This window comes from Pseudomonas helleri, assembly GCF_009600315.1.
In the GTDB taxonomy this organism is placed as follows: Bacteria; Pseudomonadota; Gammaproteobacteria; order Pseudomonadales; family Pseudomonadaceae; genus Aquipseudomonas; species Aquipseudomonas helleri_A.
This window is the reverse complement of record NZ_WIWC01000029.1, coordinates 37844-59847: the sequence shown is the minus strand read 5'-3', so window position 1 is coordinate 59847 and position 22004 is coordinate 37844. Positions and strand designations below refer to the sequence as shown.

General features: G+C 57.9%; 19 protein-coding genes and 1 pseudogene. 8 read left to right on the top strand and 12 right to left on the bottom strand.

Annotated elements, in window-relative coordinates; all coding sequences use genetic code 11:
* The 5 genes and pseudogenes from GHN86_RS16485 to flgA all read right to left on the bottom strand — a co-directional run.
* Positions 1-1146 (bottom strand): annotated as a pseudogene (locus GHN86_RS16485) (hypothetical protein); the annotation flags it as partial.
* A 256-nt stretch (positions 1147-1402) separates the two neighbouring features.
* A complete protein-coding gene (locus tag GHN86_RS16480) occupies positions 1403-2143 on the bottom strand; it encodes a flagellar brake protein (protein WP_323369281.1) in 741 nt (246 codons plus the stop codon).
* Between the two features lie 94 nt (positions 2144-2237).
* A complete protein-coding gene (locus tag GHN86_RS16475) occupies positions 2238-2705 on the bottom strand; it encodes a flagella synthesis protein FlgN (RefSeq protein WP_153378754.1) in 468 nt (155 codons plus the stop codon).
* A gap of 50 nt (positions 2706-2755) precedes the next feature.
* Complete coding sequence (gene flgM / locus GHN86_RS16470; protein WP_153378753.1) at positions 2756-3079, bottom strand: flagellar biosynthesis anti-sigma factor FlgM; 324 nt, start codon at positions 3077-3079, stop codon at positions 2756-2758.
* Positions 3080-3231: 152 nt separating this feature from the next.
* Positions 3232-4002, bottom strand: coding sequence for a flagellar basal body P-ring formation chaperone FlgA (gene flgA, locus GHN86_RS16465; RefSeq protein ID WP_153378752.1), 771 nt, complete (start codon positions 4000-4002; stop codon positions 3232-3234).
* 76 nt (positions 4003-4078) lie between these two features.
* Between flgA and GHN86_RS16460 the strand changes: the two genes are divergently transcribed.
* The 6 genes from GHN86_RS16460 to flgE all read left to right on the top strand — a co-directional run bounded on the left by GHN86_RS16460 (position 4079) and on the right by flgE (position 9164).
* Entirely contained in the window at positions 4079-5041 is a 963-nt protein-coding gene (locus tag GHN86_RS16460) for a chemotaxis protein CheV (RefSeq protein WP_153378751.1), read from the top strand.
* A 13-nt stretch (positions 5042-5054) separates the two neighbouring features.
* Positions 5055-5882, top strand: coding sequence for a protein-glutamate O-methyltransferase CheR (gene cheR / locus GHN86_RS16455; protein ID WP_122783069.1), 828 nt, complete (start codon positions 5055-5057; stop codon positions 5880-5882).
* 321 nt (positions 5883-6203) lie between these two features.
* Positions 6204-6611: a flagellar basal body rod protein FlgB gene (gene flgB / locus GHN86_RS16450; protein WP_122783070.1), complete on the top strand. Its 408-nt coding sequence runs from the start codon at positions 6204-6206 to the stop codon at positions 6609-6611.
* A 3-nt stretch (positions 6612-6614) separates the two neighbouring features.
* Complete coding sequence (gene flgC / locus GHN86_RS16445) at positions 6615-7058, top strand: flagellar basal body rod protein FlgC (protein WP_153378750.1); 444 nt, start codon at positions 6615-6617, stop codon at positions 7056-7058.
* Positions 7059-7073: 15 nt separating this feature from the next.
* Positions 7074-7799 carry a flagellar hook assembly protein FlgD gene (locus GHN86_RS16440; protein ID WP_153378749.1) on the top strand — a complete coding sequence of 242 codons (726 nt, stop codon included), beginning with the start codon at positions 7074-7076 and terminating at the stop codon, positions 7797-7799.
* Positions 7800-7835: 36 nt separating this feature from the next.
* Positions 7836-9164: a flagellar hook protein FlgE gene (gene flgE / locus GHN86_RS16435; RefSeq protein WP_153378748.1), complete on the top strand. Its 1329-nt coding sequence runs from the start codon at positions 7836-7838 to the stop codon at positions 9162-9164.
* A gap of 61 nt (positions 9165-9225) precedes the next feature.
* Here the strand turns inward: flgE and codA are convergent, their stop codons facing one another.
* The 5 genes from codA to GHN86_RS16410 form a co-directional block, all read right to left on the bottom strand.
* The gene (gene codA / locus GHN86_RS16430; protein ID WP_153378747.1) at positions 9226-10467 is read right to left on the bottom strand and encodes a cytosine deaminase; all 1242 of its coding nucleotides are present in this window, start codon (positions 10465-10467) and stop codon (positions 9226-9228) included.
* A gap of 256 nt (positions 10468-10723) precedes the next feature.
* Complete coding sequence (locus tag GHN86_RS16425; protein WP_153378746.1) at positions 10724-11950, bottom strand: pyridoxal phosphate-dependent aminotransferase; 1227 nt, start codon at positions 11948-11950, stop codon at positions 10724-10726.
* Positions 11947-12585 carry an RraA family protein gene (locus GHN86_RS16420; protein ID WP_153386942.1) on the bottom strand — a complete coding sequence of 213 codons (639 nt, stop codon included), beginning with the start codon at positions 12583-12585 and terminating at the stop codon, positions 11947-11949. The genes GHN86_RS16425 and GHN86_RS16420 overlap by 4 nt, the downstream gene beginning before the upstream one ends.
* A complete protein-coding gene (locus GHN86_RS16415) occupies positions 12585-13247 on the bottom strand; it encodes an RraA family protein (RefSeq protein WP_153386940.1) in 663 nt (220 codons plus the stop codon). The genes GHN86_RS16420 and GHN86_RS16415 overlap by 1 nt, the downstream gene beginning before the upstream one ends.
* Positions 13247-13912, bottom strand: coding sequence for an RraA family protein (locus GHN86_RS16410; protein ID WP_153386938.1), 666 nt, complete (start codon positions 13910-13912; stop codon positions 13247-13249). Before GHN86_RS16410 ends, GHN86_RS16415 begins: the two co-directional genes overlap by 1 nt.
* Positions 13913-14015: 103 nt before the next feature.
* Between GHN86_RS16410 and GHN86_RS16405 the strand changes: the two genes are divergently transcribed.
* Both GHN86_RS16405 and GHN86_RS16400 read left to right on the top strand, forming a co-directional pair.
* Positions 14016-14909 carry a LysR family transcriptional regulator gene (locus tag GHN86_RS16405; RefSeq protein ID WP_153378740.1) on the top strand — a complete coding sequence of 298 codons (894 nt, stop codon included), beginning with the start codon at positions 14016-14018 and terminating at the stop codon, positions 14907-14909.
* Between the two features lie 129 nt (positions 14910-15038).
* On the top strand, positions 15039-15857 hold the full coding sequence (locus tag GHN86_RS16400; RefSeq protein WP_323369279.1) for an alpha/beta hydrolase: 819 nt from the start codon (positions 15039-15041) through the stop codon (positions 15855-15857).
* Between the two features lie 130 nt (positions 15858-15987).
* Here the strand turns inward: GHN86_RS16400 and GHN86_RS16395 are convergent, their stop codons facing one another.
* Together GHN86_RS16395 and bglX are read right to left on the bottom strand one after the other, a co-directional pair.
* On the bottom strand, positions 15988-18861 hold the full coding sequence (locus GHN86_RS16395) for a ribonucleoside-diphosphate reductase subunit alpha (RefSeq protein WP_153378739.1): 2874 nt from the start codon (positions 18859-18861) through the stop codon (positions 15988-15990).
* 693 nt (positions 18862-19554) lie between these two features.
* Positions 19555-21846: a beta-glucosidase BglX gene (gene bglX / locus GHN86_RS16390; RefSeq protein WP_153378738.1), complete on the bottom strand. Its 2292-nt coding sequence runs from the start codon at positions 21844-21846 to the stop codon at positions 19555-19557.
* Positions 21847-22004: the final 158 nt, after the last annotated feature.

The following is a 22004-nucleotide window of genomic DNA, read 5'->3' as shown; positions in this document are numbered from 1 at the left end:
GGTGAGGTCGACCTTGCCTTTTGTGCCGGTGTTCAGCGGCGCGTCGGCGTGCAACAGGATGGGTTTGCTTATTTGTGTATGTTGGGTTGAGCGGGCTTTGCTGGTGCGCAGCAGCAGGTCGATAAAGCTGTCCAGCAGGTGGGTGGCTTTGGCGGTGACGGTGATTTTTTCAACGGCCTTGGCGGTGTATTTCACCGCCAACCCCAGCCCGCCGGTCAGGATCACACCAATCAGGATGTCAATCAGCACTTCGCTGCCCAGACGCGCGACCAGTTCAGTGCACAGGAGTGGCGGCAGTAATTGCAGCCAAGCTTGGAAGGTGGAGAAATACGCCCACAGCAGCGGTTCGTCGCTGGCGATTAAATAGAGGGTTTGCAGCGATTGGGCGGAGGCGTTTATGAGGTCGGCCAGTTGTTGTTGGGAGAGAAGCTTGCTCAGTTTTTCGAAGTTTTCTTTCGGGTGAGTGATGAGTTTGAACACTGAGATCAGGCTGTCCCAAAGTCCGATCAGCGTGTCGCCAAACCCCTTGAGGGCGCTCTGTGCGTGCAGCAGCAGTTGCTCTGCGTTACTGGCGTTGTCATAGGCGTGCCAGAGCGGCTGGAATTCGCTGTTCCATTGCTGCGAGAGCCAGTCGCCGAGTTCGTTAAGCAGTCCTTGATAGGAGTCGAAGTAGGCGTCGATTTGTTGCGGTGTGGTCTTTGGGTAGAAGGTGACGCGGTAGCGCTGATCGGGTTTGCAGCCTTCGAGCAGCTTTATGCCGCTGTCGTCGATGAAGGTGTTGATGTCTTCGCCGTAGGTCTCAACCTTACTGATATGACCAAAATAGTCCTCTCGCACTATTTTTGAATTCGGTCGGCTGGAGCTTATTGGCGTCAGACGCACAGGGGTGTTGCCAATCGGCACGAAGTGCGCGGATTCAAAGGCGTGAATCAGGGTCAGCGTGCCGTCTTTCTTGCATAGGGCGTAACGAGTGACCGCTGCCTTGGTTTCGATTGAGCGGGTGATGGCACTGTCGCCCGCACTGAATTTTTGTTCAGCGGCAAGCATGCCGCCGTACCATTTCGAAGTTTGCAGTCGGTAATCGGCCAGGCAGTCTCTGAGTTGCAACAGGAGGGTCGGTACGTCGGGCTGGATGCTGTCAGTCATTGGCCTATTTCCTTGCGCTGGAGAGCACCTGAGGTCAATCACCAATCAGGGCTTTTTCGGTGGCGCAAGTGTGCAAGGCGATACTGAGAATGGCTGTAAGACGGGTCTAAAGCTGATGGGGGTTTAAAGCGTGTTTTGAGTGAGACGGCTTACTGGTTGATGTCGGCAGTCTCTTACATGAAAAAGGCTGAAGCGCATTCAGGGCATAAAAAAGGCCACATTAAAGTGGCCTCTGGGCGATGCAGGTGGCGGGCAGTCAATAATCGTCGTCTTTATCGAACTGCCGAGCTTCACGCTGCAGTTGATAGACAAAACGTTCGACCTGGCGCTGCACGGCACCGCTGATATTGTGAAAGCGCATGCCGGCAAAGGTGATGTTCAATCGCTCTTCAAAATGCAGGTAACGCATCTCGACCGGTGTCGACATGGCGCCAAAGGGCAGGGCAGCATTAAAACGTTCATACACCTGACCCAATTGCATACTTTGGCTGATATCACCCTCAAAGCGCAGCTTGCAGCCTGTGGCGGAGACGTCCAGCAATTTGCCTTTGATCGGGGTTTTAAGCTTGTCGCCCGCCACTTCGACATTGACCAGATTGGCCAGCCTCAACGCCGCGCGAAAGGCATTTCGGCGCTGGTGATAGACCACTTCGCCAGGCAGGGCGCCGCGATAGCAGCGATGACCGCTGATGTCATCAATAGTCAGTGCGGTGGCGCATTCCCAGGCAATTCGTACGCCGTCATGGAAGCCTTCGACCCGAAAAGGGATACCCGCTTCAAGAAAACGCTCACCGTCTCGCGGGATCATTTCGTCCAGCGTGAGGCTGTTGTTCTCACGGTTTACATCCACCACATAGCTCTGGAAACGCTGGGTGCGGTCCTGGAATGTGATGATCAGCGGGTCATGGCTCTCTTGTAGCAACCGCAGGTTGGAGGCAATTTCCAACGGGGTGGTCAGCACCTTGGGCGGCTGCGGAGCATCTTGGGCATCGAACACGGTTCATCGGTCTCCAGGCAAAGTACAGCAACACAAGAGTGCGGCATTTTGCCATCATGTTGCGCGTCTCGCTAGGCTGCGTGACGACTCGGGTTCACACCTGGCTGTAAGCGCGGGGCTTGTTCAGCATCGATGTGGTGCCGCGTGCGGTGTACAAAGAGGGAACTTCGCCGCCATGCAGGATGCGCAATTGATTGGCCGTAATCGCCTGTTGCGTCTGAATCGATTGGCCATTGAGCTGGTTGGCGGCGTGGCACTGAGCAAGCAACTGGTTCAGGGCATCGCTTTGACTGAGCAACTGCTCACCCACGCTTGAATGGCTGGCGAGGCCTTCAAGCCCCTTGCGATTGGTGCTCAGACCCAGGCTGGCCAAAATCTCACTGCGTTTGCGGCCATGTTGATCGAGCAGAATGATCAACGAATGTTTGCGCGCCAGAATGTATTCCAGGTGCACCATGTCGCGCCCTTTGAGGGCGATGGACTCTTCCTGCAACAAGCCGAGCAGTTGCTCGGCGGGTGCCAGGTCGTCATTGATCAGTTGCAGCAAATTTTCGTCGTGCATGGCGGGCTCTGGGAGTTAAGCGTCCAAAAGCCTGGCACCCGCCCTGAGGGCTAGTGCTGGGCTTCGATGTCTAGCAGTTTGCTGGCGACCCGGCTGCTGTCGACTTTATAACTGCCATCGGCAATGGCTTGTTTGAGGTCGGCGACTCGTTGGCTGTTAACCACCGGTTGATCGCGCAATGAATCGCTGATTTTTTGTAACTGCTGAGCCTGCGGGCTCAAGCTTACCGACTCACCGCTTGGGGCACTGGTGGTGGGTTCAGGGCTTTGTGCGGGGGCCGCTTGCGTGGCGCTGCCTGCTTCCTGATTGGCGTTGCTGCGCGTACTGCCGGTCACTGGCGGCGCGCTGTTAAGACGACTGAAGTCGATAACCATAACGAAAAACCTCTGGGTATTTGGACGCTTGCCATGTTTTCGGCCATACCCGGAAAAACTTTAGGCTCGATTAATCATAGGTCTGAGTAAGCGGGTACTGATCTGGGTCAGGTGACAGTGTAGGAAAGTCACGAGACTGATGCCAGAAAAGCTTACAGTGCCACCTCGACTTGACCGGGCCCGGTGATCCGCGCCTTGATCACGCGTTTGGAGTTCAGGTTTCTGACGCGTATCTGCTCGCTGAGACCGCCGTCCGACAGCGCCTCGCCGGGCATCTTGACGCTTAATGTACCGCTGCGAGCACTGATAACCACGTGGTCGCCTTTTCGAACGGCGGCGTTTTGCTGCAGATGCGTCAGGGTCAACACTTGATCGGTCACTACGGGCCGCAGCAGTTTTTGCCCCACAGCCAGTTCGGTTGCGGTGATATAGCCTTGATTGATTTGGCTGACGTCACGTTCGCGCAGGGTGACATCGGCGTAGTCCACCACCATGCCGCGTTTGAGGGGGTGGGTGACGGTCACTACGTCGCGGAAAAGCCGCACCTGAGCGGGGACAAAGATGGTCCAGGGCGAGGCACCTTCGCAGCGCACCCGCACGATCACTCGGCCCATGGGCTGGGCCGGGCTTTCAAGGGTGGCTGTCAATTCTCTGTCGCACTCGGCCAGACGCAAGCGGGGGTCGAGATTGTTCACTTGAATCTCATAACGCCCATCTATCTGACCAGTGGCAAGGTAGTCTTCGACGCTGAACTCAAGAAAGCCCTGAGTGACGCCGATAAGTTGCGTAGGAGATGTAAAGGCATCTGCGTAGGAATATTTGCCTAAGCTAAGCAGGCACGCCATTGCCAACAGACTCAGGCAGCGACGGCGCAGGCTGAAGGGGTTGGACTCGCGGCAGGAATTTGTCGTTTTGGTGTTCATGAAAGATAAATAGCAAAGCCCGTGCCGATTACCGGGCGGCGCGTGTCGTAACTTAAAGTTTTAAAAGGAGCTGAGTATGGCTGGGGTGATGGATGCGGTTAACCAGCGCACTCAATTGGTGGGGCAGAACCGTCTGGAGCTGCTGCTGTTTCGTCTGGACGGGCCGCAGCTTTACGGGATCAATGTGTTCAAGGTCAGGGAGGTGCTGCAATGCCCCAAACTGACGATGATGCCTCGATCCAATCCGGTGGTGTGCGGCGTGGCGAGCATTCGTGGTGCGACGATTCCGATTCTTGATCTGGCTATGGCCACGGGCTCGGGTCCACTGAAAGAACGGGACAATCCGTTTGTCATCATCACGGAGTACAACACCAAGACTCAGGGCTTTCTGGTTCGCTCGGTCGAACGCATCGTCAATATGAATTGGGAAGACATTCATCCGCCACCCCAGGGCGCAGGCCGTGACCATTACTTGACGGCTGTCACCCGCATGGACGACCAATTGGTCGAAATCATTGATGTGGAAAAAGTGCTGGCTGAAGTGTCGCCTACCCCCGAGACCATTTCTCACGGGGTGGTGGATGTCGACACGCAGGCCCGGGCATTGTCGTTACGGGTGCTGACCGTTGACGATTCATCGGTGGCGCGCAAGCAGGTTGCCCGTTGCCTGCAAACGGTCGGGGTCGAGGTGGTATCGCTGAACGACGGCCGTCAGGCGCTCAACTATCTGCGCCAGATGGTCGAGGAGGGCAAAGACCCGGCCGAGGAGTTTCTGATGATGATCTCGGATATCGAGATGCCAGAAATGGACGGTTATACCCTGACAGCCGAGATTCGCAACGATCCACGCATGCAAAAATTGCACATCATTCTGCATACTTCTTTGTCCGGGGTTTTCAATCAGGCGATGGTCAAGAAAGTCGGTGCTGATGACTTTTTGGCCAAGTTTCGGCCCGATGACCTGGCATCCCGGGTAGTTGACCGGATTAAAGCAGCAGACCACAGCCAGGGTCAGTCCCTGGCGGTCAACACGATTTAAGAGGCAGGATCATTTGTCGACGGCTAATTTGGATTTTGAACAGTTCCGGGGTTTCCTGGAAAAAGCCTGTGGCATTGTGCTGGGTGAGAACAAGCAGTACCTCGTTTCGAGCCGCCTTAACAAGCTGATGGAGCAGCAGGGCATCAAGTCGCTGGGTGAGCTGATTCAGCGCATGCAAAGCCAGCCTCGCAGCGGGCTGCGCGAACAGGTGGTGGATGCCATGACCACCAACGAAACCTTGTGGTTTCGTGATACCTACCCGTTTGAAGTGTTGAAGAACAAGGTGTTGCCTGAGTTCATCAAGGCCAATCCGGGGCAGCGCTTGCGTATCTGGTCGGCGGCGTGTTCATCGGGGCAGGAACCGTATTCGCTGTCGATGAGCATTGACGAGTTTGAACGCAGTAATCCGGGGCAGTTGAAGGCGGGGGCGCAGATCTTTGCCACTGATTTGTCCAGCCTGATGCTCAACACCTGCAAAACCGGCGAATACGACAATCTGGCGATTGGTCGTGGTTTGTCGCAGGAGCGTTTGCAGCGCTATTTCGAACCCAAGGGGCCGGGGCGCTGGGTGATCAAGGCACCGATCAAGAATCGGGTGGAGTTTCGTTCATTCAACCTGTTGGACAGCTACGCCGCGTTTGGCAAATTTGACGTCGTGTTCTGTCGCAATGTGTTGATCTACTTCTCGGCTGAAATGAAAAAAGACATTTTGCTGCGAATCCACAGCACCTTGAAGCCGGGCGGTTACCTGTTTCTGGGTGCGTCCGAAGCCCTCAACGGTTTGCCCGACCATTACCAGATGGTGCAATGCAGCCCCGGGATCATCTATCAGGCAAAATAGGCTTGCGTTCACCCGTAGCAGCTGCCGAAGGCGGCGTTCGGCGACGCAGTCGTCGCTGAGCGCTAAACCTGAGTGTTCATTGTTACGATCGCTGCGCAATCGGACGCAGCCTTCGGCAGCTGCTACGAGGAAGTACGTGCGACCGGGCGGCAGAAAAGCGGCAGTCAGCGGTCAGCCTTTGCCGCTTTTCTGGCATTGCCGCCGCTCATTCGCCCGGCAAAGCCCTTAAACAGGCGATTGTTCAATCTGGCACGAGGTTTGCTCTGTACCTGTCATCCACACCTGAATCCGTTTCAGGTCAGCTGACAAAGGTTTCCCGACATGAGCATCAGCTTCGATAAAGCGCTGGGTATCCATGAGCAAGCCCTGGGCTTTCGTGCCCAGCGCGCTGAAGTCCTGGCCAACAATATCGCCAACGCCGATACCCCGAACTATAAAGCGCGGGATCTGGATTTCGCTTCTGTGCTCGCGGCGCAGAACGACAAAAACCAGAACGGCACGTTTGCCTTGAACAAGACCAACAGCCGCCATATCGAAGCCCAAGGCCTGAGCATGGGCGACGAAACGCTCCAGTACCGCACGCCGATGCAGCCCTCAATCGACCAGAACACCGTGGACGCTCAGCTTGAGCAGTCGAACTATGCAGAGAATGCGGTCAACTTTCAGGCCAGCTTCACCCTGCTCAACAGTAAATTCAAAGGGCTGATGTCAGCCCTGCGCGGGGAGTAATTCATGTCTCTAGCCAGTGTGTTCAATATTGCCGGCAGCGGCATGAGCGCCCAGACCACGCGTCTGAATACCGTCGCCAGTAACATCGCCAACGCCGAAACCGTTTCGTCGAGCCTCGATCAGACCTACCGCGCACGTCATCCGGTGTTTGCCACGATGTTTCAGGGCGCGCAAAACGGCACCGGCGATTCGCTGTTCAATAATCAGGATGCCGCAGGTCAGGGCGTTCAGGTGTTGGGTGTGGTCGAAGACCAGAGCAACCTCGAAGCCCGTTACGAGCCCAATCATCCTTCTGCCGACGCCAAGGGTTATGTGTATTACCCCAACGTCAACGTGGTCGAAGAAATGGCTGACATGATTTCCGCCAGCCGTTCGTTTCAGACCAACGCGGAAATGATGAACACCGCCAAAACCATGATGCAGAAGGTGCTGACCCTCGGTCAGTGATAAGGGGCAAGGCAAATGAGTGTGACCGATTCCACCAGCGGCTTGACCCTCAATCAGGTACTCGCCAACTCCGCCCAGACCGCCACGACCGACAACAGTCTGGCGGCGGCTTCCAAGGCGGTGTCCGGCAGTTCCTCGCTGGGCAAGGACGCATTTTTGCAATTGCTGGTGACCCAGCTGAAAAACCAGAACCCGCTGGACCCGCAGGACAACACCGCGTTTGTCGCGCAGTTGGCGCAGTTCAGTAGCCTGGAAGGCATAACCACCCTCAATGACACGGTGAATTCGATCTCGGGCAACTTCCAGTCCTCGCAAGCCTTGCAGGCTTCGTCACTGGTGGGCCGCTCGGTGATCGTGCAAACCAGCGAAGCCTATGTCGACCCGGCCAGTGGCAAGGCGTTCAACGGCACGGTGGTGGTCGCTGATGCCAACTCCACGCCGACAGTCACCATTACCAATGCCGACGGTGAAGTGGTCAGAACCCTGGATCTGGGCACACAGCAAGCCGGCAACAGTGAATTTACCTGGGACGGTAAGAATGACGAGGGCGTACTGCTGGAAAAAGGCTCTTACACCTTTACCGCAGCGAACAAAACCGACACCGGCAGCACGGCCCTCACCACCTACCTGCCGGCCACGGTCAACAGCGTGACGCTGAGCAAGACCGGGGGCGAAATCATGCTCAACCTCGCGGGTCTGGGCAGCATTGCCATGTCCAAAGTCCAGACTATTGGCCTCTAAACCCTAAGCCGACTCATACGCTTCAAGGAGATAACCATGTCATTCAATATCGGTCTTAGCGGCCTCTACGCGGCTAACAAGCAACTCGACGTGACCGGCAACAACATTGCCAACGTCGCCACCACGGGTTTCAAATCCTCCCGTGCAGAATTTGCCGATGTGTACTCGGCCAGCAAGCTGGGCGTCGGCAGCAAGACCATCGGCAGTGGCGTCAACCTGGCCAATGTGTCGCAAAGCTTCAGTCAAGGTGCGATCAATAACACCGGCAACCTGCTGGACATGGGGATTCAAGGCAGCGGTTTCTTTGTGCTGAGTGACAACGGCGCCTTGAGCTACACCCGTGCCGGCACGTTCAAGGCCGATAAAGATGGCTATGTGACCAGCTCCGATGGCAACCAGCGCTTGCAGGGTTATGGCGTGGACGCCAACGGCAAGGTTATTAACGGCGTGATGACTGACCTGCGCATTGATACGTCCAACCTGGCCCCAAAGGCCAGCAGCACCGTGGACTCGACCATCAACCTCAATTCCACCTCGGACGTGATCGATCAGACGGTGAATGCGTTCGATCCGAACGAAACCGCCAGCTACAGCAAAAAATTCAGCACCACTATTTACGACACGCAGGGCAATGCGCACCCGATGGACCAGTACATGGTCAAAACGGGTTCCAACACCTGGGAGACTTACACCCTGATCGACGGGCGTAACCCTGACGGTACGGCGGTCACGGGTACCAACGCCGTAGCCCCGGTGCCGTCGACCATGGTATTCGACTCGGCCGGTGCGCTGACCAGCGTGACCACGCCCAACCCGGTAGCGGGTCAGCCTGACATCGTCAGCAGCACCTTGACCGTGAGCAACTGGATGCCGGGCGCTACGGTCAATGGTAACTGGGTCTCCAACGGCGCCGCGGCTAACGCTAACGGGATTGCCATCAACATGGCCAAGACCACTCAGTACAACACCGACAGTTCGCGCAATCCGCCGACTCAAGACGGTTACGCCACCGGCCAGATCAACAACCTGAGCATCGACGGCTCAGGCGTATTGTTCGCCAACTTCAGTAACAACCAAAGCCGTGCTATCGGTCAGATCTCGTTGGCCAGTTTCACCAATGAGCAGGGCTTGCAGCCTGCGGGCGGCACCGGCTGGAAAGAAACCTTCGCTTCGGGTCAAGCAGGCTACGACGCGCCGAAAGTGGGTACGCTGGGCGCCATTGTGTCCAGCTCGCTGGAAGATTCCAACGTTAACCTGACCAGCGAATTGGTCGATTTGATCAAGGCGCAGAGCAACTACCAAGCCAACGCCAAAACCATCTCGACTCAAAGCACCATCATGCAGACCATTATTCAGATGACCTGATAGCGGGAATGGTTAACAAAAAAAGCCCTTTTGGGCTTTTTTTGTTTTTGTAGATGCGCGCTCAGGCAGCGGTGAATTCAACGCGCTCAGGCACCCGTGTCATCAGCACCTTGCCACCCCGTATCGAGACACGGGCCTTGACCTGACGGCGCACGGCTTCGTAGTCACTGTCGGCGTCCAGTATCACCAGATTGGCCGGTCGTCCCTCGGCGATGCCATAACCCTCGCCCAAATTGAGGGTGCGGGCGCTGTTGTCGGTGACCAGATCCAGACACCGTTGCAGGTCTTCAAAGCCCATCATGTGGCAGATATGCAAACCGGCGTCCAGCACGCGCAAAATGTTGCCGTTGCCCAGCGGGTACCACGGGTCCTTGATCGAGTCCTGACCCAGACACACATTCATCCCGGCACGGTCCAGTTCCGCCACACGGGTCACGCCACGGCGTTTGGGAAAGCTGTCAAAGCGTCCCTGCAAGTGAATACTCTCGGTTGGACAGGAGACAAAGTTGATGCCTGACATGTTCAGCAAGCGGAACAGTTTGAAGCAGTAGGCGTTGTCGTAAGAGCCCATGGCGGTGGTGTGGCTGGCGGTCACCCGACTGCCCATACCCCGTACCCGTGCTTCTTCGGCCAGCACTTCGAGAAAGCGTGACTGCGGGTCGTCGGTCTCGTCGCAATGCACATCCACCAGGCAGCCTGTGCGTTCAGCCAGGTCCATCAAGAATTTGATCGAACTGACGCCCTGATCCCGGGTGTTTTCAAAGTGCGGGATGCCGCCCACCACATCGGCGCCCAGTTCCACGGCGCGGGTCATCAACTCGCGGCCGCCCTCGTAAGACTCGATGCCTTCTTGCGGGAAGGCGACGATTTGCAGGTCAATCAAGTGGCGGGCTTCTTCACGGACTTCAAGCATCGCCTTGAGCGCGCCCAGCGTCGGGTCGGTCACGTCGACATGGGTACGTACGTGCTGAATGCCATGTTCGGCGAGCATCCGAATAGTGGTGTGGGCACGTTGCTTGGTGTCTTCGTGGGTGATGGTTTCCTTGCGCTGGGCCCAGCGCTCAATGCCTTCGAACAGCGTACCGCTCTGATTCCACTCGGGCTGGCCCGCGGTCAAGGCCGCGTCCAGATGAATGTGTGGCTCGACCAGCGGCGCAATCAGCAGTTGCCCTTGTGCGTCAATATCGCCGGGCTGCGCCGCTACGCTAGCGTTCTGCAAGGTAATGGCGCTGATGCGCTCGCCTTCGCAACGGACGGTGTACAGGCCTGAAGTTTTACGCAAGGTGGCATTGATGATGTTCATGGGCGTTCCTGTCGTTGGGCTGCGGTCATACGCCCTGTGAGCGGCGTGCGAAGGATTGAGGGTGAACAGTGAGCCGCGCGGTGGTGCATTCAGGCCGGGCGTAGGGAGAGAGACTACCCCATTGAAGCCAATTCACCATTCAGAAAGCGGCGCAATCCTGTAGCCGCGGACGAGGCACGAAGGCTGCGCAGCAGTCGCTAAACCTGTCTGCCGGGATCCCGACAGCAAAAACCGCAGCGCCCACGCGAGCTTATCGTCAGCCATCCAGCGTTACGCAGGACTCGCAGAATTGGCGGATGGCCTCACAGGCTTTTCGCAATGACGCATCATCCAGGGCATAGGCGATACGAATGTAAGGCGCCAGGCCAAAAGCACTGCCAGGCACCACCGCCACATTCGCTTCATCGAGCAACGCATGGGCAACGTCTGTGTCGGTGTGCAGCACACGGCCGGCGGCTGAAGTTCGGCCGATCAAGCCGGCGCAGGACACGAACGCGTAAAAAGCCCCGGCCGGACTGACACATTCAAGCCCCGGTGTAGCGTTCAACAGCGCCACCATCACATCGCGCCGACGCTGGAACACGGCGCGAGTGTGCTGGATGAAATCCTTGGGCCCTTGCAGCGCGGCAAGCGCAGCCTGTTGTGAAACGGAACTGGCTCCCGAGGTCTGCTGGCCTTGCAGTTTCTCCATGGCCTGCAACATCCAGCGTGGACCCGTTGCAAAACCGATGCGCCAGCCGGTCATGGCATAGGCCTTGGACACACCGTTCATGGTCAGGGTGCGCGGTGCCAGCCGCGGTTCGACTTGGGCCAGGGAGTAAAACGTCTGGTCGTCGAAGATCAGATGCTGGTAGATTTCATCGGCCAGAATCAACACGTGGGGATGGGCCAGCAGTACCTCGGCCAAACCCTGCAGTTCCTCCCGGCTGTACACCGCACCGGTCGGATTGGAAGGCGAATTGAGAATTAGCCAGCGGGTCTGCGGCGTAATGGCTGCGGCCAGCGCCGTGGGGGTCAGCTTGAAGCCGGTAGTGGCTTCGCAGGTCACGATTCGCGCTTCACCTGCGCACAGATGGACCATCTCGGGGTAACTGACCCAATACGGCGCTGGCACGATGACCTGATCGCCTTCATTGAGGGTCGCGGCCAGAGCGTTAAAAATAACCTGTTTGCCACCGTTGCAGACGAGGGTGTCTTCCCAACTGGTGTGCAGTTCATTTTCGTGGCGAAACTTGGCGGCCACTGCCTCGCGCAATGAACGCTCGCCCGCCACTTGGGTGTAACGGGTATGGCCCTGCTCGATGGCCGCGATGGCCGCATCGCGCACATGGCGGGGGGTATCGAAATCAGGTTCGCCCGCGCACAGTGAAATGATCGGTGCGCCTTGTGCCCGGCGCTGTGCAACACGGTCCATGATCTGATACGTCGCGGAAGGTTGTGCACCGGCCAGGTGCCGATTCAGGCGTTGTATATCAGTGCTCATCCGCGGGTTCTCCAGTGCGCCAGATTCATCAGCTCCAAGGTCGAGCGGCCGTCGCTCAAGGCCTGCATCATTTGCGTTTCCTTGTAGGCGCGCGCCTCGCCTTCAGCCAGGGTGCGGGCCACTTCGGCTTTGGGAACAATGATCACGCCGTCATCGTCGACGACCACCAGATCGCCTTGCGCCACCCATGCGCCGTTGAAGTTAAAGGGTTGCCCCACTGAGGGCGCGCTCGCCTTGACGGTGCCTTTCACCGAGATGGCTCGCGTAAACACGGGAAATTGGCGTTTCTTGATGGCGGCAACATCCCGCACGCCGCCATCAATCACCAGGCCGACCACGCCCGCGGCTTCAGCCGCCACGGTGAGGACTTCGCCCCAATAGCCCGCGATGAAGGCTCCCGTGCCGACCACCAGCACGCTGCCGCGCGGTACTCGCTCCATGGCCAGATGCAGGCCGAGGTTGTCACCCGGCGAGCATTCCAGCGGGTAGGCAGGGGCGGCGATGAAAGCGCCGTCAAACAGTGGGCGAATCGCACTGTCAACCGCGCAAGGCAGGTGCGCCGCTTCGTAAAGTGTTGAGCTGCCCAGTGCTTTTGCGCGCTCGTGAAAGTCCAGCGGGAAGGGGAGCATGGTCATCAGGCTTTTCTCTGTAAATGGTGGTAACCCAGTGCGGCCCTGGCTTCTTTGAGGGTTTGGCCCTGGCTGAGCAGCTCGCGAATATCGGTTTCCACGGATTCGATGTGTCGGGCAACCGCCGCGACTTCGCGGGCGCGGTCCCGAGGAACAATCACCACGCCATTGGCGTCGGCTACCACAATGTCCCGCGAGCAGACCCGCGCCGTGCCGATGGACACCGGCTGGTTGACGGACTGGACCTGCACCCGGTCTTTACCGGTGCGCATGAAGCGGCCTTTGCTGAATATCGGGTAGCCATCGCTCAGGGCTTTGTTGACATCCCGGCACACCCCGTCGATGACGGTTGCCGCGATCTGCCGCTGCACGGCGTACTGGGTCATGATGTCGCCCCACACGGTGCAGTCGGTGCGCCCGGCGTTGTCGATGACCACCACATCGCCCGGCGCCACGTATTCGATGAAGTCGCCCACGGTGCCGGGCGGCACACTGGCCGTCACATACTGCACGGTGAAGGCGGGGCCGACGATGACCTGGCTGTAATTGCCCAGCGGTGCCACGCCCAGGCATTGGCCCGGCAGACCGAGTTTGTCCAGCGCGTCGGATACGCCCGGGGTGTCCAGGCCTTCGAACAAGGCCAGCAGTTCTTTATCGTCACTGTTCATCAGGCGTGCTCCGCTTGGATGGCGTCAAATTGAGTGTCATGCATCACTTCGGTTACAGGGCGTCCACGGCGAACAGCCGTGAGCATGACGTCCTGACGCCGGGCGATACGCTCGCCCAGTTCGAGCACTTGCTCGATGCAGTCTTGTGCCACGAACACCGTGCCGCAGGTGTCGGCAATCACATAGTCGTCTTCACTGACCTCAACGCCCGCCACGTTGAGGGTCACGGCCGCTGCGATCTGGACCACCCGGTTGCGAGCACTGATCATGGTCACGCCACGTCCGTAAATCGGGTAGCCGATCTCGGCATTGGCGTCGATATCGCGACTGAAGCCGTCGATGACGGTGCCGCGCACCCGCTTGCTGACCGCTGCGTTGGCAAGGATGTCACCCCAGCAGGAGATGCCTTCGATTCCACCGGCGATTACCAGCACGCGGTCATCACTGGCGATCTGCTCCACCACCGGGGTAATCAGATGCGCTGTCGGTGTGCTGTCAGTTTTGGCGGCGAGCAATACGGTGCTGGCGCGGCCGACGATCTTTGCGCAGTTCCACAGAGGACGCAGCCCCACCGTGGCCCCCGGCAAACCAAGGAAGTCGAGCGCTTCGGAGACCGTGTTGGTGTCGAGCGCGAACAGTCGATTGAGCAAACATGCTTGGGTCATGGCAGAGCCCTGTAGTGATGAGGGGCTCAGTGTCGGCGAGGCGCTTTGATAGGTATATTCCTATTCACAGAAGCGTTAGATACGTTAAACCTATGGATTGAACATGATCAATTTTCGTCTGATTCGTCATCTCTGGTTGTTCCTGGCAGTCGCCGAGGAGCAGAATTTTGGCCGCGCGGCCAAGCGTCTGGGCATGTCCCAGCCGCCCCTGAGCGAGCAGATTCAAGTGCTGGAGCACGCGCTCAAGGTCAAGTTGTTTGACCGGTCGCGGCGAGGTGCAACCTTGACCCCGGTAGGGGCGGCGATTCTGCCAGCCGTGCGCAAGTTTGCCGAGCAGTTGGAGCGCCTCGAACTGGCGGTGGAGGAGGCGGTCGCGGGGCAGACCGGGATGTTGACCATCGGCGCGATTTCCACGGCCATGTTCGATGTCTTGCCGGGGCTGATCGAGCAGTTGAAGCATGCTTATCCGCAACTCACGGTGTCGGTGCGCGAGATTGACAGCGTGGAAGCGGTTCCGGCGCTGGAGTCCGGGGACATCGACCTGGCGTTTGCTCGCCTGGATGGCGACTTGGGTCATACGATTCGGTCACTGCCGCTGTTGGAAGATCGTCTGATGGTTGCGTTGCCCGGCGATCACCCATTGGCCTCGCGCACCCGAATCAGTCTGGCCAGCCTGGCCAATGAGCCTTTGGTGATGTTTTCCCGCAAGGTCAGCCCGGTCTATTTCGACAACCTGATTGCCACCTGTCGGGCCAGTGGTTTTTCCCCGCGGGTGTTGCATGAGGTGCGTTCAGTCGCTTCGCAAATCGCCTTCGTAAGCTATGGGCAGGGCATCGCGCTGGTGCCGGCGGCGTTGAAAAAGCTGGCGCCGGATAACGTCGTGTTCAGGCCGCTGAGTCAGAAGCTCAATGTCGTCACCACGGCTGTGGCGTGGAATGCCGAGCGCTCTAACCCTCTGGTGGAAGAGGTGGTGGCGCGGTTTCGCCGTCCGTCTTGAGTTGATAGGTTTGGCGTATGAAAGCGTTCGCGATTGAGGAATTTACAGCCCAGCCGATTGCCGTGACATTACCCGCCTGCTTGCCAGCCAGCGTGGCCTGGCACACCTTTTTCTCCAGGAGTTGCCAACGTGCCTTGCCCTGAACCGTTCATCCATGTGCAACTGCCTCTGACGGTGGAGGGGATCGCGTTGAACGTGGCCGCCATCCATCGCGACGGCACCCTCGCGCCGATCGTGTTTCTGCATGGTTTTGGTTCGACCAAAGAAGACTATGCCGACATCGTGCAGCAGCCCGCATTTGCAGGTCATCCCTTTATTGCCTATGACGCACCGGGTTGCGGCGAGAGCCGCAGCGATGATTGCTCTGCTGTTTCGATTGGCTTTTTGGTGCAGACGGCATTACAGGTGCTGGCGCATTTTGGCATTGAGCGCTTTCATCTGGTCGGCCATTCAATGGGTGGGCTGACCGCGTTGATGCTTGCCCATCAGTGTCCGGGCCGGGTGCTGAGTTTCGTTGATATTGAGGGCAATGTCGCCCCGGAAGACTGCTTTCTCAGCCGCCAGATTGTCGACTACCCGAGCGATGATCCCGAGGTTTTTTTCGCTGCCTTTATCGACCGTGTGCGTCACGCTCCGGCTTATGCCAGTGCGCTGTATTCGGCGAGCTTGCGCCATAAAGTGCAGGCTGGCGCGGTGCGCGGGATCTTCCAGTCAATGGTCGATTTGTCTGACAACGGCGACCTGATGAGCACCTTTCTCGGCTTGAAATGCCCGCGCATGTTCATGTACGGAGAGCAGAATGCCTCGTTGTCCTACTTGCCGCATTTGCAGGCTCACGGGGTGCGGTTGGCGCCCATCGCGCACTGTGGGCATTTCCCGATGTATTCCAACCCCGTCGCGATGTGGCAGCAAATCGCCGATTTCCAGGCACACAGTGTTGTGAGTTAACCCGTCTGGGCACACAGCTGAGCCGTGATGGTTATCCCCATAAAACAAAACCCCCGTTTAAACCCAACTGCTACCAGGGTTTGAACGGGGGTTTTTGAGTCAGGCGGTTATCCCGCCTGACCAGCTCAGCTTATTGGCAAGCTTCGCAATCCGGCTCGTCAATCGCACAAGCTTTAGGCACCGGTGCTGGACCGGCTGGAGCTGCAACCACGTCTTCACTGTTTTTGCCGCTCGATACCGCGTTGAGCTTGCCCGTGTTGACGGTCGACTTCTCGGTGCTGGTCGCGGCCAGGGCACGGAGGTAGTAAGTGGTTTTCAGGCCACGGTACCAGGCCATGCGGTAGGTCACGTCCAGTTTCTTGCCCGAAGCACCCGCGATGTACAGGTTCAGCGATTGAGCCTGGTCGATCCACTTCTGACGGCGGCTGGCCGCGTCAACGATCCACTTGGTGTCGACTTCGAACGCAGTGGCATACAGCTCTTTGAGCTCTTGCGGAATGCGTTCGATCTGCTGCACGGAACCGTCGTAGTACTTCAGGTCGTTGATCATGACCGAGTCCCACAGATTGCGAGCTTTAAGGTCGCGCACCAGGTACGGGTTGATCACGGTGAATTCGCCCGACAGGTTCGATTTCACGTAGAGGTTCTGATAGGTAGGTTCGATCGACTGCGATACGCCAGTGATGTTGGCGATGGTTGCGGTCGGTGCGATGGCCATGATGTTGGAGTTACGAATGCCTTTCTGTACACGGGCGCGAACCGGTGCCCAGTCCAGGGTTTCGTTCAGGTCAACGTCGATGTACTTCTGGCCGCGCTGCTCGATCAGGATTTGTTGCGAATCCAGCGGCAATACGCCTTTGGACCACAGCGAACCCTGGAACGTCTCGTAAGCGCCACGCTCGTCAGCCAGGTCGCAGGACGCCTGAATGGCGTAGTAGCTGACCGCTTCCATCGACTTGTCGGCAAACTCGACAGCGGCTTGGGAGGCGTACGGAATGTGCTGCAGGTACAGCGCGTCCTGGAAGCCCATGATGCCCAGGCCCACTGGACGGTGCTTGAAGTTCGAGTTGCGCGCTTGCGGCACCGAGTAGTAGTTGATGTCGATCACGTTATCGAGCATGCGTACGGCCACGTCGATGGTGCGCTTCAGCTTGTCGGTGTCCAGCTTGCCGTCCTTGATGTGGTTCGGCAGGTTGATCGAACCCAGGTTGCAGACCGCAATTTCGTCCTTGTTGGTGTTCAAGGTGATTTCGGTGCACAGGTTCGAGCTGTGGACAACGCCCACGTGCTGCTGCGGGCTGCGCAGGTTGCACGGGTCTTTGAAGGTGATCCACGGGTGGCCGGTTTCAAACAGCATGGACAGCATTTTGCGCCACAGGTCTTTGGCCTGAATGGTCTTGAACAGCTTGATCTTGCCCGGGTACTGGGACAGTGCTTCGTAGTACTCGTAACGCTCTTCGAAGGCTTTACCGGTCAGGTCGTGCAAGTCCGGTACTTCGGATGGCGAGAACAGGGTCCACGGGCCGTCATCGAAGACGCGCTTCATGAACAGGTCAGGCACCCAGTTGGCGGTGTTCATGTCGTGGGTACGACGACGGTCATCACCGGTGTTCTTGCGCAGCTCGATGAACTCTTCAATGTCCATGTGCCAGGTTTCAAGGTATGCGCACACGGCGCCTTTACGCTTGCCACCCTGGTTCACGGCCACGGCGGTGTCGTTCACGACCTTGAGGAACGGAACCACGCCTTGGGATTTGCCGTTGGTGCCTTTGATCCACGAACCCAGAGCACGAACCGGCGTCCAGTCGTTGCCCAGGCCGCCTGCGAATTTGGACAACATGGCGTTGTCGTGGATCGCGTGGTAGATGCCCGACAGGTCATCCGGCACGGTGGTCAGGTAGCAGCTGGACAGTTGCGGACGCTGAGTACCGGCGTTGAACAGGGTCGGCGTCGACGCCATGTAGTCAAACGAGGACAGCAGGTTGTAGAACTCGATCGCACGGTCTTCTTTCTGCTTTTCTTCGATTGCCAGGCCCATGGCCACACGCATAAAGAAGATTTGTGGCAGTTCGAAACGTACGCCGTCCTTGTGGATGAAGTAACGGTCGTACAGGGTTTGCAGGCCCAAGTAGGTGAACTGCTGATCGCGCTCGTGGTTGATCGCCTTGCCCAGTTTTTCCAGGTCGAAGGTGGCCAGCACAGGGTTCAGCAGGTCGAACTCGATACCTTTGGCGATGTAGGCCGGCAATGCCTTGGCGTACAGGTCGGCCATTTCGTGATGCGTAGCGCTTTCAGCCACGTTCAGGAAGTTCAGGCCTTCGGCGCGCAGGGTGTCCATCAGCAGGCGGGCGGTGACGAACGAATAGTTCGGCTCGCGCTCAACCAGCGTACGGGCGGTCATCACCAGTGCGGTGTTAACGTCGCTCAGAGCCACGCCGTCGTACAGGTTTTTCAGGGTTTCGCGCTGGATCAGATCGCCGTCGACTTCTTTCAGACCTTCACAGGCCTCGGTGACGATGGTGTTCAGGCGGCCCATGTCGAGCGGTGCGAAGGTGCCGTCAGCGCGGGTGATGCGGATCGACGGGTGAGCCTGCACTTCAGTCTCGGCCGGTGCGCGAGTGGCGCGTTCCTTGGAACGGGCGTCACGGTAGATCACGTAGTCGCGAGCGACTTTTTGCTCGCCGGCACGCATCAGGGCCAGTTCAACCTGGTCCTGGATTTCTTCGATGTGAATAGTGCCGCCCGATGGCATGCGACGCTTGAAGGTTGCCGTGACTTGTTCGGTCAGGCGCGCAACGGTGTCGTGAATGCGCGACGAGGCAGCTGCATTGCCGCCTTCAACTGCGAGAAACGCTTTGGTGATGGCGACGGTGATCTTGTCATCGGTGTAAGGAACCACGGTTCCGTTACGTTTGATCACGCGCAATTGGCCTGGCGCGGTCGCAGACAGATCCAGAGTTGAATCAGTACCCTGCGAGTTCTCGCGAGTCGTGTCGGTTTGCATGGGTGTCTCCACATTCTCTATGTTTATTTGGGCACCTTTTAGGTGCCCACCGTGACGTCCTGAAGCACTACAACCGATTACAGTACCGGGCATAACCACTTCGGGACGTACAGAAAGGGGGGTTAATACCGCTTCCGTGCCGAAGTTTCGGATGTGCATACCGCCACAAACCGTATTCCTGTCGGGTGACAGTATGTGTACTGCAACACCCGGGCCGCTTTCCGGCTTCAGTGCCGGAAAACAGCTGCCATCCACATAAGCGGCCTGGACTTTGATAATTGCGTTTGATCTAACCCGACAGGCGCGAGAAAAGGGCTTGAAATTCTCGTCTGAGTTGTGTTGGGTTTTTAGCTAAAAACCCTACATATGGGGTTTTTTTACCGACGGGATACAAGATATGCGTTTTATAGGGCTTGTGCAACGTGCCGCCTGTGGATAACCCTGTGTGTAAATTGTGTGTGAAACGCTGAAGATCCATGTAGGCCGCATGGCACCGGGCTTTCGCCGTTTGTCACTACAAATGGCAAGAGAAAAACCGTCGTGCTGGATTTTGAGGGCGCGAACCCTAACATAAAAAACAGCGCTGTCCGAACGCATTTTCAGGCGCGTGCAAAGATAGGAAAGGTCAAGCTCAAATTGCTGCTTTCAGGGGCCGCAAAGGTCGTGGCAGACCGTTGCGGCAATAGCGCACAGTTACAGCAATTGGAAGCTGTTTTGCTGCACGTTTTCTGAATCCAGACCTATTTGCACGTCAAACTCGCCCGGCTCGGCCACGTACTTCAAGTCGGCGTTGTAAAACTTGAGGTCGTCCTCGCTGAGGATGAACTGCACCTCTTTCTGTTCTCCGGCCTTGAGCATGACTTTCTCAAAGTTTTTCAAGCTTTTGACGGGTCGACTCATGGAGGCCGCGACATCGCGCAGGTACAGCTGCACCACGGTTTCACCGTCCCGCTGACCGGTGTTTTTCAACGTCACACTGGCGGTCAATGTCGCGCCCGGCGCCAGGGTTTTACTCGACAGCTTGACGTCTGACAGGCTGAAGTTGGTATAGCTCAAGCCATAGCCGAACGGGTACAGCGGCGTGTTTGGCGCGTCAAAGTACTGCGATGTGTAGTTACCCGGTTTGCCGGGAGTGAAGGGCCGGCCAATGCTCAAGTGATTGTAGTAAGTCGGAATCTGCCCCACCGAACGTGGGAAGGTGATGGGCAGTTTGCCGGACGGGTTGTAGTCGCCAAACAGCACATCGGCAATGGCATTGCCGCCTTCAGTGCCGCTGAACCAGGTTTCCAGTACCGCATCGGCTTGTTGCTGCTGGGTGTCGATGGTCAGTGGGCGGCCGTTCATCAGCACCAGCACCAGGGGTTTGCCGGTGGTCTTGAGGGCATCGATCAGGGCGCGCTGGCTGGCCGGAATATCCAGTTCGGTGCGACTGGATGATTCGTGGGACATGCCCCGCGACTCACCCACCACGGCGACCACGACATCAGCCTGCTTGGCCGCCTTGACCGCTTCGTCAATCATCACCTGGGCCGGGCGCGTGTCGTTGGTCACTTCCGGCGCATCGAAGTTGAGGAAGTTCAGGTAGTCGACAACCTTCTGGTCGTCGGTGATGTTGGCGCCACGGGCGTAGGTCAACTGCCCTTGCTCACCGAGCGCGGAGCGTAATCCGTCAAACACCGTCACCGATTGCGCAGGCTGGCCGTTGGCCGCCCAACTGCCCATCATGTCGATAGGTGCCTTGGCCAGCGGCCCGACCAGTGCAATGTGTGCCTGCTTGTTCAGTGGCAGGGTTTGCGCCTGATTTTTCAGCAACACCAGACTGCGGCGCGCGACATCTCGTGCCTCGGCACGGTGCAGACGGCTTTCGCCCGTGAGCTCGGCCGGATCATCTTCGGCTTTACCGATGCGCACATAGGGATCGGCAAACAAGCCCATGTCATATTTGGCCCCCAGCACCTCGCGTACGGCGTTATCCACATCGCTTTGCGGCACTTCGCCTGATTTCAGCAAGCCGGGGAGTTCTTCGCCGTAGGCTTTGTCGTTCATGCTCATGTCGATGCCGGCCTTGATGGCCAGCTTCGCGGCTTCACGGTTGTCTTTGGCCACGCCGTGCTTGATCAGCTCGATAATCGCGCCGTGGTCGCTGATCGCGACGCCTTTAAAGCCCCAGTCCTTGCGTAACAAGTCCTGCATCAGCCACATATTCGAGGTGGCGGGTATGCCATTGATTGAATTCAACGCCACCATCACGCCTCCAGCGCCGGCATCAATCGCGGCACGGTAAGGCGGCAGGTAATCCTGGTACATGCGTGTCAGGCTCATATCCACGGTGTTGTAGTCCCGCCCGCCTTCTACTGCGCCATACAGGGCGAAATGCTTGACGCTGGCCATGATATTGCCGGGCAGGGCAGGGGAAGTGCCTTGATAGGCGTCAACCATCACTTTGGCGATACGCGAGACCAGATAGGTGTCTTCCCCAAACCCTTCGGAAGTGCGGCCCCAGCGCGGGTCGCGGGCAATGTCGACCATGGGCGCGAACGTCAGGTCGATGCTGTCGGCGCTGGCTTCCTTGGCCGATACCCGACCGCTCAGCGCGATGGCGTCCATGTCCCAGCTTGACGCCAGGGCCAGGCTGATCGGGAAAATGGTGCGATGGCCGTGAATCACGTCATAGGCGAAAAACATCGGAATCTTCAGTCGGCTGCGCATGGCGGCGTCCTGCATGGGACGGTTTTCGGCGCGGCTGATGGAGTTGAAGGTGCCGCCAATTCGGCCTGCGGCGATTTCTTTGCGGATCAGTTCGCGAGGCATGTCGGGCGCGATGCTGATAAGGCGCAGTTGGCCGATTTTTTCATCGACGGTCATCTGCTTGAGCAAATCAGCCACAAACACGTCTTTGGGCGGGAGCGCAGACGGTGGGGTTTGCGCCCACCCCGACGGGCTGGACAGGCTGATGGCGATGCCCAACAAATACATCTTTCTCATTAATTTCTTCTACGCGGCCGCTTTCATCACAGCGAAGGCAACTTGGGCTGTTGAAGCGATATTGTTCTGGTGGGGGATGTAAGACACTCAAGGAAGGAAATTGCCCTATCTTTAGATCAAGTGTTCCTACAAGACTGCCTGTCTTTTATCTGATTCGC